General features: G+C 70.9%; 11 protein-coding genes. 2 read left to right on the top strand and 9 right to left on the bottom strand.

The window, feature by feature from the left end; genetic code table 11:
• Positions 1-17: 17 nt before the first annotated feature.
• From AB0H43_RS28620 to AB0H43_RS28590, 7 genes are all read right to left on the bottom strand, one after another.
• Positions 18-1,034: a methyltransferase gene (locus AB0H43_RS28620; RefSeq protein WP_360004293.1), complete on the bottom strand. Its 1,017-nt coding sequence runs from the start codon at positions 1,032-1,034 to the stop codon at positions 18-20.
• Positions 1,031-2,149 (bottom strand): aminotransferase class V-fold PLP-dependent enzyme, encoded by a 1,119-nt coding sequence (locus AB0H43_RS28615; protein WP_360004291.1) that lies wholly within the window; start codon positions 2,147-2,149, stop codon positions 1,031-1,033. The genes AB0H43_RS28620 and AB0H43_RS28615 overlap by 4 nt, the downstream gene beginning before the upstream one ends.
• The gene (locus tag AB0H43_RS28610; RefSeq protein ID WP_360004289.1) at positions 2,146-3,348 is read right to left on the bottom strand and encodes a hypothetical protein; all 1,203 of its coding nucleotides are present in this window, start codon (positions 3,346-3,348) and stop codon (positions 2,146-2,148) included. Before AB0H43_RS28610 ends, AB0H43_RS28615 begins: the two co-directional genes overlap by 4 nt.
• Positions 3,341-4,030 carry a tryptophan 2,3-dioxygenase family protein gene (locus AB0H43_RS28605; RefSeq protein ID WP_360004287.1) on the bottom strand — a complete coding sequence of 230 codons (690 nt, stop codon included), beginning with the start codon at positions 4,028-4,030 and terminating at the stop codon, positions 3,341-3,343. Before AB0H43_RS28605 ends, AB0H43_RS28610 begins: the two co-directional genes overlap by 8 nt.
• Positions 4,031-4,131: 101 nt before the next feature.
• Positions 4,132-5,100, bottom strand: coding sequence for an anti-sigma factor RsbA family regulatory protein (locus AB0H43_RS28600; RefSeq protein WP_360004285.1), 969 nt, complete (start codon positions 5,098-5,100; stop codon positions 4,132-4,134).
• Positions 5,097-5,921 carry an MEDS domain-containing protein gene (locus AB0H43_RS28595; protein WP_360004283.1) on the bottom strand — a complete coding sequence of 275 codons (825 nt, stop codon included), beginning with the start codon at positions 5,919-5,921 and terminating at the stop codon, positions 5,097-5,099. The genes AB0H43_RS28600 and AB0H43_RS28595 overlap by 4 nt, the downstream gene beginning before the upstream one ends.
• 83 nt (positions 5,922-6,004) lie before the next feature.
• A complete protein-coding gene (locus tag AB0H43_RS28590; RefSeq protein WP_360004281.1) occupies positions 6,005-8,257 on the bottom strand; it encodes a hypothetical protein in 2,253 nt (750 codons plus the stop codon).
• Positions 8,258-8,443: 186 nt separating this feature from the next.
• Here AB0H43_RS28590 and AB0H43_RS28585 point away from each other — a divergent pair, with 186 nt between their 5' ends.
• Entirely contained in the window at positions 8,444-10,333 is a 1,890-nt protein-coding gene (locus AB0H43_RS28585; RefSeq protein WP_360004279.1) for a hypothetical protein, read from the top strand.
• 126 nt (positions 10,334-10,459) lie between these two features.
• Here the strand turns inward: AB0H43_RS28585 and AB0H43_RS28580 are convergent, their stop codons facing one another.
• The gene (locus AB0H43_RS28580) at positions 10,460-12,502 is read right to left on the bottom strand and encodes a hypothetical protein (RefSeq protein WP_360004277.1); all 2,043 of its coding nucleotides are present in this window, start codon (positions 12,500-12,502) and stop codon (positions 10,460-10,462) included.
• Between the two features lie 214 nt (positions 12,503-12,716).
• On the opposite strand from AB0H43_RS28580, the gene AB0H43_RS28575 reads away from it, so the two are divergent.
• Complete coding sequence (locus tag AB0H43_RS28575; RefSeq protein ID WP_360004275.1) at positions 12,717-13,070, top strand: hypothetical protein; 354 nt, start codon at positions 12,717-12,719, stop codon at positions 13,068-13,070.
• 51 nt (positions 13,071-13,121) lie between these two features.
• On the opposite strand, the gene AB0H43_RS28570 is transcribed toward AB0H43_RS28575, so the two are convergent.
• Positions 13,122-14,027, bottom strand: coding sequence for an RNA polymerase subunit sigma-70 (locus AB0H43_RS28570; RefSeq protein ID WP_360004273.1), 906 nt, complete (start codon positions 14,025-14,027; stop codon positions 13,122-13,124).
• Positions 14,028-14,054 lie beyond the last annotated feature (27 nt).

The raw sequence follows: 14,054 nt of genomic DNA, 5'->3' as shown, positions 1-14,054 counted from the left end.
TTTGGGCCGAAACCCGGTCATGCAGGCCTCCGGGCCACCACCAGTTCCCACGCCGACGGCAGCACCTCGACGTGATCGAACCCGGTCTTCTCCAGCAGCGTCGTGTAGAACGACACCTCCCGGAGGCGGCTGACACAGCTGTCGACGCCGATCAGGAAGTACGACCAGAAGAACTGCATCGCCAGCCGGTCGGGCGTCCGGAACTCCTCACAGATCAGCAGCTGACCGCCCGGCTCCAGGGACGCGTACGCCGATTCGACGAGACGCCGGGCGACGTCGGCCGGCCAGTCGTGCAGGACGCGGACGAACGCCATCGTGTCGTAGCCGCCGGGCAGCGGTTCGGCGAAGAAGTCTCCGGCGACGAAGCCCAGCCGGGCCGGGTCGGCGCACTGCGTACGGGTCTGCTCGACGAGCGGGCCGACCGCCGCGAGGTTGTAGACGTCGGCGTGGACGTGGGGCACGTCGGCGACGACGCTCGCGGCCAGCGTCCCCGCGCCGCCGCCGACGTCGAGGAACCGAGTCCGGCCGGACCACAGGCGGCCGGCGTACCGGTGGAAGACTTCGAGGACCGGCCCGAGCCCGAGCGACATGCTGCTCTCGAAGGACGCGGTCTGCTCGTCGGTCCGCGGCGGCCAGGCGAAGTCGTCGTCGGTCATGCCCACCTCGCCGCGCAGGCTGCCGGCGAGCCGGCCGTGCAACAGACGCCACGGATACCGGTCCCGGTCCCGTTCGATCGCGTCCGGCCCGAGCCCGGCCACCACCGCCTCCCGCAGTCCGGGGACGGCCCGGTACTGAGTGTCGCCGATGTCGTCGCCGTCCTCACGCCGTAGGAGGCCGAGGCTCTCGACGCAGTCCAGGAACTTATACAGCCGCAACGGTTTCAGACCATGCCGCTCCGCGAGGTCGGCGAGGCGTACCGGGCCGGGTTCCAGCTCGTCGAGCAGGCCTAGGTCCAGCGCGGTCGTCAGGACGTCGACCGCCTTGGCCCCGTTGAACAGCAGACTCATCAGCGCTCGCGGGGAAACCTCCGTCATCGGTGCCACTCCTGTTCCACGGCGTCCATGAACTCGTCGATCTCGTCCAGCGTGTTGTAGATGTGCGGCCCGATCCGCAGATAGCCGCGCCAGCTGCAGATCAGGTTCCGCTTCGCCAGCCGGTGCTTCACCGCCTCGCCGTCCGGCACGTCCAGGCACACCACCCCGCCGCGGTCCGGTCCGTGCGGGCTGACCGCCGGAATCCCCGCGGCCGCGGCTCGGTCCAGGATCCGCCCCGTCGCCGCCAGCGAGTGCGCGCGGATCGCTTCGATGCCCACGCCTGCCAGCAGGTCCAGGCCGACCCGCGAGATGAGCGCGCTGAGCGGAAACGGAGTGCCGCCCGCGAACCGTTGCGCGCCGGGCGCCCAGGCGGTCGCGGGCTGGAACGACAACGCGTGCTCGCCCGCCTGCCAGCCGGTCGCGGTGGGCTCCAACCCGTCCGCCAGCTCCGGGCGCACATACAGAAACGCGGTACCTACGCCGCACATCCACTTGTGCGAGCCGCCCAGCACGAAGTCGACTCCCAGCGCGGTCACGTCCAGCGGCATCACACCCACGCTCTGGAAGGCGTCGACGATCACCAGCGCGCCCACCTCGCGGGCCCGGCGGACCAGGCTCGCCAGGTCCAGCGTCGCGCCCGAGGAGAAGCTCGCGTGGGGCACGCAGACCACGAGGGTACGCTCATCGATCCGTCGTTCCAGCTCGGCCTGGTCGATGACGGGACCGCCGTCGCCGACGATGTCGACCTCCGCGCCGAGCCGTCGCTGAGCCTGCCAGACGAACGGGATCGTGGGGAACTCGCGATCGGTGATCACCACCCGGTTCCGGGGTGATCGGAAGGTGAGACAGGACGCCACGCGGGACAACAGCGTGCTGAGGTTGGCGTCGGTGACGACGCTGCCCGGAGCCGCCCCGATGAACCGTTCCAGAGTGGACACATATGCGTCCAGCTCCTCGTGCCAGCCGTGCCACACGTCGTCGCGCCAGCTGCGCAGCGTGTCCCAGTAGCGTTCTAGCACCGCCTGCGCACCCCGCGGCACCGCGCCCGTCGAGTTGCTGTTGAGGTAGACGCAGCTCGCCAGCAGTGGAAACTCCTGGCGGAGGGGATGACTCACGTGGGTTCCTCCTGCCGGGGTTCGTGCTGCTGAGCGAAGACCGGGAGATCGCGGACGGCGGCGAGGTAGGGCGTGCCCTCGGTGTACCCGGTGCCGGGACGGGTGCCGAGCATCCGCACCGCGATCCGGTAGTGCGTCTGCCGCCACTGCAGCAGGGCCGCCCCGAACTCGGTCATCCGGCGGCCGAGCAGCGCCCGCTGGGATCCGCTGAGCCCCGCCGACCGGTACGCCTCGTCCAGCGACGGCTGACCGGCGACCACGGTGTCACGGATCTCCGGCACCGACCGGTATGCCATCGAGTCCAGCCGATCCGCTTCCGGCGACCGGCACAGGGACTCCACCCGTTTGTACGACCGGGACTGGATGGCGCTCGCGCCCTCGGTGTAGACCCGGAAGGTCCGGAAGGACTCCGGCTGCACGGTGGCCATCAGGGAGAACATCGGCGCCGCCCCGTCCAGCAGCCGGCGGGCGTACGCGAGGCGCTCGGCCGCCGCGTCCGCCTGCCCGGCGGTCACCTCCGCGACGGCCTGGCCGAGTTCGACGGCCAACGCCGCGAAGGTCGTCTCGTAACCCTGGAGTACGCGGATGAACAGGTACTCGTCGTGGACCTGGTCGACCGGCAGCATGCTCGCGTCGAGCGCCCGGCGTTCGGTGGCCCCCTGCGCCGACAGCACCACGTCGCACAGCTGCGCGGCGGTGGCGGCCGGATCGGTCGCCGTGGTCGTCAGCAGACCGAGCCGGCCCAGCGCCGGCGCGAACGCCCGGACGCCCAGCCGGTACCGCTTGGTCACGAGCTTCAGACCGGGCCGCTGCCGGGGCAGCGACTCGGTGGCGCCCGAGGCGGCGGCCAGTTCGAAGCGCAGGGCGTCGGCGATCAACTGCACCGTCAGCTCGTCGTGGCGGCGGCGTACGGTCGCCGGGTCGTCCGGCAGCCGGATCAGGCTCAGCGCGAGATAGGTCTGATAGTCGTAGCGCCCGTCGAACTTGTCGAGCGTGACGTCCAGGAAGTCCCGCAGGAAGCAGTCGGCCGCCTGCGCCCGGGCCGGGGGCACCGCCGTTCGCCGGACCTGATCGAGCTGCACGAGCAGGTCCTTGGCGACGAAGTGCTTGCCGGTACGCCGGAACTCCGCCACGACGGCGTCGTACGGGAACGCGTCCGGGCGGCGGTCGCCGGACAGCCACGACGCCAGCTCACGCACCCCCGTGGCCTCCCAGCACCCGTAGTTGCCAGAGTTCCGGGAAGAAGCGGTAGTCGATCAGCTTCGCCAGCCAGTCGGCCGGGCTGTTCGGGGTGCCGATCATGCCGTGCCCGCCGATGCGGATCGCGATCGTGTAGTGGCGTACGCGCCAGAGGGCGACCCGCTCGTCCCAGTCGACCATGGCCTCGGCCAGCCGGTACGCCGGATCGGTGGCGACGCCCGGATACAGCGTCGCCGGGTCGATCGCCTGATCGTCGAGGTATGCCTGGAACGCCTGGCCGAGCCGGCGGCTGGCCTTCTGCGCGTCGCGCCAACCCGGTGACTCCGCGCCGGAACCGTTGCCCAGCGCCGGTTTCATGGCCTCGAAGTCGGCCGGTTTGAGATACCGGAACATGTCGAGCTGATCGGTGACCAGCCGGATCGCCAGGGACGCCCGCCCCAGCAGCAACTCGGCTCCGGCGAGGTCGTCCCGGCCGACGAGGACGGCCGCCTCGTCGATCTCGGCGACCGCCAGTTTGAGCCAGAGTTCGCTGGACTGATGCACGACCTGGAAGAGCAACTCGTCCCGGTGGACCACGTCGTCAGGGTGTCGTTGCAGGCTGAGCAAGGTGTCGAGGCGCATATAGCGCGCGTAGTCGGTGTCGCCTTCGCCGGGCAGTTCAGGTGAGGTGTGCCGCTTCACCGAGCGTCCTTCCCGTCGGGCCGGGCGCCACCCGGCCAACGTAAGGACACATCGGACCATCGAGCTGTCTGTATGTCAACCTTACCGGAACGGTCGTCGCGTCAACGATCTGCGTCCGGATCGCCCGCGGTGAGACGGATCGTGAAGCCCGACGCGTCCCGATGCATGCCGACGTGGTCGCACAGTTGGTGACTCAGCCACAGGCCAAGCCCGCCGGGATCGGCGTCGGGCGCCGGCAGCAGCCCGGCGAACGGGTCCTTCGGCCCGGCGCCCTGATCGGTGACGGCCAGGACCATCCGATGTGACGAGATCCACAGCCGTACGCGGACCGGCCCGCGCCCGTGCCGGATCGCGTTGGTCACGCCTTCGCTGACGGCGACCATGAAGCCGCCCAGATCCGCGCCCGCCGAGCTCAGCGCGGCCGGAGCCGTGGTCCGCACCGCCTGCCGGACGGCGGCCGGGGTCGGGTCGACGAGGGTCCACGCCGGCGCCTGGCGCAGCAACGGATCCACCGCCGCGGGCCGGGGCTCGCCGAGGTAGCTCATCGGGTCGACGTAGGTCTCGCTGAGGGTGTGCCCGCCGTCCGGGTCGGCCGTCCGGGGATGCGTACGCAGGACATCGGCCAGCACGCCGGGCGGAGTCGTCCCCGCTCCGTACGCACACATGCTCCACAACGGGAACTCGTCGTACGCGTGGTTGATGGCCGATTCGTAGCGCGCCCACCAGTCCCAGGTCGCCCCGAACGCCGAGGCGTCCAGTTCACCGATGATCCGAATCTGGTGTGCCCCTTCGGCGACGAACTGGGTCAGGATCCTGCGGTACTCGGCGATGGCCGCGGCCGGGCGGGCGTACATGTCGCCACCGGCCAGGTACACGATGCCGGAGTTCCCGCCAATGGCCCGGCGAAGGAGGTCGGCGTGCGGGCCGCCGAAGGCGACCAGCGTCGGCTCCCCCGCGGCGACTCCGCCGAGCAAGAACGGCACCGCGATGTCGAGCAGCTCGCGCTCGGAGTCGTAGACCGCGGCCTCGTGGAAGTAGCCGGTGTGCCCCGCGGCCGCCCCGCTCCTCACACGATCACCTCCAGACCGGCGTCGTCCAGCCCCAACATGTCGGACAGGCGCTTGGCGACGCTCGGTCCGCCACGCAGCACGATCCGCCCGCTGTGCTCCTGGGCCAGCTTGGCCAACGCCACCAGCGCGGCGTGGTGGACGAAGCCCAGACCGGTGCCGGTCAGCTCCAGCGGCGGCCCCGCCGACGGCAGGCCCACCGCCCGCAGCGCTTCGGCCAGCAACTCGACGTTGTCATAGTCGATGTCACCGGCCAACCGCAGGCGGCCGGAATCGGCGTACACGTGAAACGGAGCATAGCCCGGGCTCGCACTGGGGTGCAGGCACGCCAGGAGGCGGAGGTCGGCGGGCGGCACCACCGTCCGGTCGTAACCGCACAGGCCCTGGAACGGATGCCCGTCCATGTACGCGTCGACGAGCTGCTCGTAGCGGAGCAGCCGATCCACTGCCGGAGGCGTCGACGTGAGACCGGTCACATTCGCGAACGCGCGCAGCCCGGCGAAGCCGTCACGGACCGCCCGCTCGGTGGCCTCACGATAGAAGGCGACCTGGTCGGCCGGGTCGACCAGGTCGTGCGGGTACGCCACGCGCTCGGGCAGCAGTTCGGCGCGACCGGTACGCACCGCGGGACCGAGCGCCTCGTCCTCGGTCCACCAGTGCTCCTCCCCGGGACCGGCGACGATCAGGACGCGTTGACCGGCGTCGAGGCCGGCGAGGGCGAACGAACGGGCCGCGGCTCGCCACTCGGTGCGCTCGGCGTACACGAAGCAGACGTGGTCGTGCGCGCCGACCGAGTCGTCGTCGATCACCCCAGCGCGCCGCATGCCGCCCCATCTACCCCCGGACCGGGCGACGCCAAACAACATCAACAGGGGCGCCCCGCTCCCAGGGCGCCCCGTCGCGGAGGTCAGCCGACGTCTGACCGACCGGCGGCGGCCACGATGGCGTCCTTCTCGGACTCCGTCAGCACCTTTGTGCGTACCAGCTGGTCGGTGACCTGGGCGACGTGCGCGACGAACGCGCCGTGGCCCGGCCAGTCCGCCTCGTCGCGGATCAGGTCGTTGACGGTGCAGCCGTCGCCCGCGTAGCGATTGACCACAGTGGAGTCGATGTCGCCCACGGTGATGTGGGCGCGCAGGTCCGAGCCCACGCAGCTGTCCGGCTCGGGCACGTAGCGCAGCAGGTGCGAGCCGTATTGGACCGCGCCGTTGGCCGCCTTGACCCCGTTACGGAACCACAGGTTGCCCCGTGGGTCCTGGGTGAGCCGGTAGGTCTCGGTGTCCCGGAGCACGCGGACCTGCTTGGACAGCGGGTCTATCTGCAGCAGGTTGCCGTCGAGCGACGCGTAGACGTGTTCGTCGGCCGAGTTCACGATCAGCTCGTCCTGGACGCCCGAGGCGCGGCCCGGGATGTCCTGCCGGTGCACGACGGCGCCGGTCGCCGGGTCGAGGAGGAACAACTCGCCGTCCGCGAGCCCCCAGAGCAGGCCGTCCGGCCCGGCCACGAGCGATGAGATCGAGTTCGCGCCGGGCACCGGCGTGTACTCCGCGATCTTCTCGCCCGTCGCCAGGTCCGCGGTGAAGACCTTGGCCTCGGTCGCCTTGGGCACCGTGCCGCCGCCACCGCCGATCGTCGTGCCCGCCCAGAGGCGGTCACCAAGCACCGCCAGCGAGATCACGCCCTGGTCGGCCACGATGTCTCTCCGAGTTGTACGCACACCGGTGCGGACGTCGTAGACGGTCAGTGCGCCGCCCCAGAGACCGTAGTCGGGAGTGCTGCCGATGTAGACCTTCGTCCCGGCCCCGGCGAAGGCGAGCGGCCGGTTCTGCCCGTCGGGTTGCAGCCGGAACAGTTCCCTCGGGTTCGTGTTGACCACGTACGGCTTGGCCGGGTCGTACTCCAGCACCCCGCCGTAGGGGTAGACCCCCTGGTACATCTTGCCGTTCAGCCAGCCGAACCCGTCGGCCTGCCCGAGCCGCCCGAGGTTGGCGGGCGTGCCCGTGGCCGGGTTCAGGACCGACAGGTTCCCGTTGATGTAGAGGTTGGTGTAGATCCGGCCGTCCGGTCCGGCGCTGATGCTGTTGATGTCCAGCGCCTGCGGCGGGAACGGCAGCCGATACTGCTCGCTCGCTCCCGTGGCCGGGTCGTAGGAGAAGGCCTGACCGGCGTAGTTGCCGATGGTGGCGTACAGCCGGTCGCCGGGCCCGAAGCCGAAGCCGATCCCCGCCCCACCGGCGGCTACCGGGGTTCCGCTGGAGGTCAGGACGGCGCCGTAGGTGTCACTCTGCACGTCGTAGCGCCAGAGCTGATTCGACGTCGAGGTGAAGTACACCGAGCGGCCGTCCGGAGCCAGCGGGGAGGTGCCCCGGGAGCTGATCGTGAAGCCGTCGGCGAGGACCGCGCCCGAGTCTGGATCGAGCACGAGAGCCTCGAGCTTGCTGCGCTTGACGAACAGCCTCCCACCGGCGAGGTTGATGTCATAGGGGTAGCTCGCGTCGCCTTGCAGCGCGGCCGGGAGGATGTCCCGCTTCTCGCCCGTGGTCAGGTCGAGCCGCACGAGGTGCCCGTGACTGCCGATCGCCGCCCAGATCACGTCGCGAACCGGGTCGACGGCCACGTCGACGGCGTACTGCTCGCCGGGGAACATCGAGCCGTAGTCGCGGAATCCTTCGGACGGCGAGTAGGAGAAGACGTGCGCGCCGGGGTAGGTGCCGCCGTAGATCCGGCCGTCCGCGCCCGGCCGCAGTCCGTAGAGGACGGTCTGCCCGGCCACCGGCGCGCCGAGGTCGGTCGTCGTCCGGGTCTGCGGGTCGTACGCGTACACGTGCGCGTTCGGGTAGCTGCCGGCGTAGACGGTGCCGTCGGTCGCCTGGGTGATGCCCCACGCGCCGGACGAGTCGGCCAGGTACGCGGTGTCGACGAGTTCGCGGGTGACGGGGTCGACCACGCTGAGCACGCCGGGCGAGCCCATCTGGACGCCGTACGCGACCGCACGGCCGCCGGCGCTTCCGTAGTAGCTCTCGAACACGGTCAGGGCGGTCTGCTGTACGCCGAAGTCGGTCACAGTGCCGGGTGTTTCGGCAGCCTGCGCTGGTAGTGGCGCGGTCACGGACAGGACGACGGCGAGCGCGAGTCCACTTCGGACGATACGGCCGATCATCGGGCCTCCGATCGGGAAGGGGTTGCGCCGACTCTATTACGGGTACGCCCGAAACTCCACCACTCGACGCAGCTTCCCGAATGTGGTGAGCTAGATCCTCATTACGGATCAGGCCGAAACCATAATAACGTATCGGAGGAACCGTTGCGACGCCGAACTCTGCCCCTGCTTCTCAGCTTGGCGGCCGTGGCACTGGCCTTACCGGCCGGCCCCGCCGCCGCTGAAACAGCCGGCCTCACCAGCCCGCCCGGGACGGTGACCGATCTCGGTCCCGCGTCCGAGGTCACCTCGGTCAACGGCGCCGAACTGATCGACGGCACCGTCTACACCGCCACCGGCGGCGTCTCCCCCACCATCGTCGGCGCGTACGACCTGGACAAGCAGGTCGTCGACCGGCGGTACGCCCTGCCGACCGGCGGTGGCGCGTGGGCGACCGCGGCCGTCGGCACCGACCTCTACGTCGGCACGTACACCCCGGGTGACCTTTACCGGATCGACACGACGTCGACCACCGTGACCAAGGTCGCCAGCGTCGCGCCGGACTCGTTCATCTGGGCGCTGGTGGCCTCGCCGGACGGCAAACTGTACGGCGGCACGTACCCGGGCGGCCGCGTCGTCGAGTACGACCCGGCGACCGGCGTCCTCCGGGACTACGGCGCGGCCGTGCCCGGCGAGCAGTACGTGCGCAGCATCGCCGTCGACGCCACGACCATCTACGCCGGCGTCGGATCCCACGCGCATCTGATCGCCATCGACCGGGCGACCGGCGCCAAGCGGGAGATCCTGCCGGCCGCGTACGCCGACCGCACGTTCGTCGCCACGCTGGCGTTGGAGAACGGCATCCTCGCCGCCGGGCTGTCCGCGACCGGGACGATGCTCCTCATCGACACCGCCGACCCGACCCGGTACGAGGTCGTGCAGACCGCGGACAACTACGTCACCGCGATCGCGATCGACCCCGCGCGCAACGACGTCTACCTCGGCACCCGCCCGTCCGGCACACTGCGGAAGTACGACCGGGACACCGGCGAACTCAGCACCCTGGCGATCCCCTACGACGGGGCTTCGTTCGGCCGGCTCTTCGTCACCGGCGATCAGCTGCGGGGCGTCGTCACCAACACGATCGTCACCTACGACCTCACGACCGGCGAGCTGAGCGGCGTCGACCTGACCCAGGCCGGCATGCCGCCCGCCCCCGAACTGGCCATGGCGGTCACGACCGACGGGCCACGCGTCTACGTGTCCGGCAAGGCCGGCGTCCAGGTGCACGACCTGGTCGCGGGCACGTCCGAGCGGCGTTTCCTGCCGGGTGAGGCCAAGGCGATGACGCCGATCGGCGGAGACGTCTGGCTGTCGGTCTACACCCTGGCGTACCTGTTCAAGCTGGCTCCGGACGGGGATCCGGTGCGGATGGCCACGATCGGGCACGACCAGACCCGGCCGCTCGACGCCGACTACTCCCCCGCCGACAAGCTCCTCGTCGTCGGCACAGAACCGGAGTACGGGCGCTACGGAGGGGCGGTTGCGTTCTACGACCCGCGGACAGGTGCGCTCGACGCGTACCGGGACGTGCTGCCCGACCAGTCCGTCCGGTCGGTCGCCGTCAAGCACGGCACGGCGTACCTCGGCGGAAGCATCAACAACGGCTTCGGCACCACTCCGCGTACGACGGAGGCGCACCTGGCCGGCTTCGACCTCGCGACCCGGACCAAGACCTGGGACATCGTCCCGGTGCCGGGCGCGGGCCAGATCGTCAGCCTGGTCACCACCGGCAACCGGGTCGTCGGGCTCACCGAGACCGGCGTGCTCTTCGCCGTCGACCCGGCTCGGCGCGCGGTCGTCGCGACCACCACGGTGGCGCCCGGCCAAGGGCGGATGGTCCAGGTCGGCAGCGTGGTCTACGGCACCACCGGCAAGGACATCTGGCGGCTCGACCCGGCCACGATGACCGTCGCCGCCTTCGTCACCGGGCTCAACGCCCAGTGGTACGGCGGATCGGCGCTGCTGGCCGCCGCACCGGACGGCACCGCCCTGTACGCCCTGCGCGGCCGGAACCTGGTCCGCGTCCAGCTCTAGCGGTCGCACACTTTGGCGCTGCCGTTTTTCGGCGCTGGATCAGGGATCTCGGTCGAATCTTGGCGCATGATTCAACCGAGATCCCTGATCTGGCGCTTTGCCGCGTCAGCGGGCGGACGGAACGCGTCAGCCGACGGTCACCCGGAAGACCTCGGGGCCGTCGCCGAGGAACAGCCGCCCGTCCGGGTGCACGGCGAGGAACTCCGCCGAGCGGTCGAGCAGCTGGGTGGGCGTACCGGTGGCGAGGTCGACCTGGATCAGCAGGTGGCCGTTGACCAGGGCGTACAGCACGTTGCGGGTGGCATCGTAGCCGAGCCGGCCCCGGCTGTCGGCCACGCCGGGCGCGAGCTGGATGCGCTGGACGACCGTCCGCGACGCGACGTCGACGGCGAACAGCTGCCCGCCGGCCAGGCCCCACAACCGGCCGCTGCCATCGAGGGCCAGCGCCGGGATGGCGGTCGCGCCGGGCACCGGCACGAACTCGAACGCCTTGCTGTCCGAGGCGACGTCCCAGCCGAAGAGCCGGGCCTCGGTCTGGGTGGGCGGCGGCACGCTGTAGCCGCCGTCCTTCGAGGTGCCACCGACGATCAGGCCCGACTGGTACGCCAGACTGACGATCGACGAGTCCGTGACGACCGGACGGTGCACTGTGGAGGTACCGGTCTCCTTGTCCACGACGACCAGTGCGCCACCGAGGGTGGTGTTCGGCATCGTCCCGTACGCCACCTTGTCTCCCGCGTCGGTCAGCGCCCGGGCGCGTACCTGGTCGTAGGACTTGAGGTCGACCAGCTTCACCGGGTTCTCCGGCGTTCCGGCCGGACCGGGCGAGTACTCGGAGCTGCTCCACGCCTTCCCGAGGTCGTAGCGGTAGAGCCGCGAATCCGGGTACGCCCCCAGGTACACCTGGTCGCCGACTTCGAGCACGCTTTCCACCTGGGAGAACCGCTGGAAGTCGGCCTTGCCGGTGTCGGGGTCGATCTTGGCCAGGCCGCCGTTGAGGTAGCCACCGGCGTACACGGTGCCGGAGGCTCCCGCACTGAGCGCGGCGAGCGGGATCGGCTCACCGGGGACGTCCGTACGCACCACGTCGGACCGGCCGGTCAGCGGGTTGTACCGGAACATCTCGCCGCGCCAGAGCAGGCCGACGAGCGTACGCCCCGGCCAGTCGCGGTCCGCCAGGGTCACCCAGCCGATTCCGCGGTTGTTGACCACGCGCCCGGCGAAGGACAGTCCGGTGTCGACGAACTCCCGGGTCTCCGGCTGATATCCGGTCAGGTGACCGGCCCGGGTGAGGTAGACCATCCCCTTCGGACCCGGCTCGGACACGTCGAGCCCGGCGACGTCGGCGATCAGGTCGGTCCAGCGCCCGGCCGCGATGTCGTAGACGCCCAGCTTGCCGGTGATGGCCGCGCCGTACCGGGCGTACACCCGGCCGTCGTACGCGTTGAGGTCGTACACGGTCAGTCCGGTGCCGCTGCCGAGTCCGTCCGGCAATGGCAGTTCCCGACGCGTACCGGTGGCGGCGTCGATCTCGAACAGGTGCGCGTCGGGCTGCGTACCGGCGTAGATCTTGCCGTCGGCGACCGCGATGCTGCGGACGTACTGCACGCCCGGGAGGACCTGACCGTAGTCGCGGGTCGCGCCGGTCGCCGGATTGTACGCGAACACACGGGCGCCCGGATAGGTGCCTCCGTAGACGATCCCGGCGGAGTCCACCGACAGCCGCCAGATGTACGACTCGGACGGCAGCGGGCGGCCCAGGTTCTCGATCGGGCTGTCCTTGCCGGGCTTACGCCGATAGAGGTCGCCCGTGCCGTACGCGCCGACGTAGATGGTCCCGTCCGGGGCGGCCGCCACCGCGTACGAGCCGGGTGCACCGGTCAGTTCCTGCACGGACACGGTGGTTCCGGTGGCCGGGTCGATCGCGGCGAGGTGGGCCGGTTCGCCGGAGATCGCCGACCACAGCACGGGCCGCCCGTCGGGGCCGGGCGCGACGATGCCGCCGATCATCAGCACGTCGCGCAGGGGGATGCCGAGAGATTCGACGGTGACCGCCGCCGCGGTCGTGGCGGTGCCGGTGGGGCCGGCTTGCGCGGCCGGCGGGCCGCCGAGGGTGAGGGCTGTCGCTGCCACCGCCGTGAAGGCGATGAACCGGCGAACGAGGGACATGAGGGTGCCTGCTTCCTGCCGGTGGGGCCGGCGGCGCATGCCGTCGGCTCGGGTTGAGGGCGTTTCCGATATCTGCCGTACGGAGCCGGAAGCTCGCGATCTTCCGCGTTCATCGCGATTACGGCCCCGGCCGTAATCAGGGTAGCCGCCGAACGCAGAGCTGTCGATCATCGGCCGGCGAATCCGGGGCGCCGCTTTGGGGTAAGCGGCGGGCATGCCCAACAAGTACGAGCTGAACCCGGAAGCGGTCGCCTTCGCCCGTGAGCTGATCGACTCCCGCCGGTACGTGCTCGACAGCGACTGGGGCGCGGTCCAGCCCAAGGCCGACGCGCAGAACGCGTACCTCGACAGGCACGACTGGGCCGAGTACGCCGCCTGGCACCTCGGTCTGACCATCGGCGCGGCCGACGAGACCAAGGCCCGGTACGCCTTCGTCTACGGCGACCTCCGCCGGCTGCACCGCACGGGACTGATCGCGTGCGTCTACCGAGCGTCGGAGTATCGGCACAAGGATGTGGAGCTGGCCGCGCACGAGCTGCTCCAGTACCTCGACGCGAAGAGCGGCTGACCGGCCGTATCAGCCCAGCCTCCGCGGGGTGCGTCAGTCCAGCGGGGTGCGTCAGTCCAGTAGTCGCGGCAGGCCGAACGTGGTCACGTGACGGCCGCCGACGAACGCGTTGATCTCGGCGATCCGCCCGTCCACGATGTGGAGCACGTCGACGACCAGCGCGTCGTACCGCGTACGCCCGGGTTGCCGGAGGTAGTTCGCCACCGCCGGCCGCCCGTTCGCCGAGACCGGGAAGGTACGCCAGTCCAGCGGCCGGGTGAGGAACTCGGCCACGGCGTCGCGACCGAGCACCGGCGCATCCGGCGGCATCGTGAGGCGTACGTCGGCGGCGAGCAGGTCGCGTAGCTCGGCCGGATCGGTCGTGCCGAGGTAGCGGCGCAGGATCTCGTGGTCCGCCGCGGTCAAGTGCGGTCGCCGCCAGTCGCGGGGATCGGCCGGGGCATGGCGGCGTACGGTCGCGCGGGCGCGCTGGACGAGGCCGTTGGCCGCCGGGACCGCGACCTGCAGCGCGTCGGCGACCTCCGCCGGCGTCCAGCCCGACACGTCCCGGAGCACGAAGGCGGCCCGCTGCCGGGCCGGCAGGTGCAGGAGGGCGGCGACGAGCGCCAGTTCGACGATCTCGGCGGCGGCCTGCTCGGCCTGCGGACCGGCGTCGAACAGGCAGTCGGGGTAGGGCCCGATCTCGGTGCTCCACTCCAGCACGTCGCCGACCGGCCGCGTACGCCGTTCGGCGGGCTTGCGGCTGTCGAGGAACACGTTGGTCGCGATGCGGTGCAGCCAGGTCCGGACCGACGAGCGTCCCTCGAAGGCGTCTCGCGCCTTCCACGCCCGCAGGAACGTCTCCTGCACGAGGTCGTCCGCCTCGGCAACGTTGCCGGCGAGGCGGTAACAGTGCGCGTGCAGCTCACGGTGGTGATCGTCGTACGCGCCCGTCAGCCAGTCGCCGGAGCCGGTCATCACTTCACGGTATCGGTCCGCCGGCCC

Origin of the sequence: Hamadaea sp. NPDC050747, assembly GCF_040654195.1 — a bacterium.
Classification (GTDB): Bacteria; Actinomycetota; Actinomycetes; order Mycobacteriales; family Micromonosporaceae; genus Hamadaea.
The sequence above is the reverse complement of the archived record's forward strand: the minus strand, read 5'-3'. Positions and strand labels throughout refer to the sequence as shown.

What these genes read in the sequence shown, in the direction of transcription:
- AB0H43_RS28620 (WP_360004293.1), bottom strand. Translation starts at nt 1,034, where the DNA reads ATGACGGAGGTTTCCCCGCGAGCGCTGATGAGTCTGCTGTTCAACGGG.
- AB0H43_RS28595 (WP_360004283.1), bottom strand. Translation starts at nt 5,921, where the DNA reads ATGCGGCGCGCTGGGGTGATCGACGACGACTCGGTCGGCGCGCACGAC.
- AB0H43_RS28590 (WP_360004281.1), bottom strand. Translation starts at nt 8,257, where the DNA reads ATGATCGGCCGTATCGTCCGAAGTGGACTCGCGCTCGCCGTCGTCCTG.
- AB0H43_RS28580 (WP_360004277.1), bottom strand. Translation starts at nt 12,502, where the DNA reads ATGTCCCTCGTTCGCCGGTTCATCGCCTTCACGGCGGTGGCAGCGACA.
- AB0H43_RS28575 (WP_360004275.1), top strand. Translation starts at nt 12,717, where the DNA reads ATGCCCAACAAGTACGAGCTGAACCCGGAAGCGGTCGCCTTCGCCCGT.
- AB0H43_RS28570 (WP_360004273.1), bottom strand. Translation starts at nt 14,027, where the DNA reads ATGACCGGCTCCGGCGACTGGCTGACGGGCGCGTACGACGATCACCAC.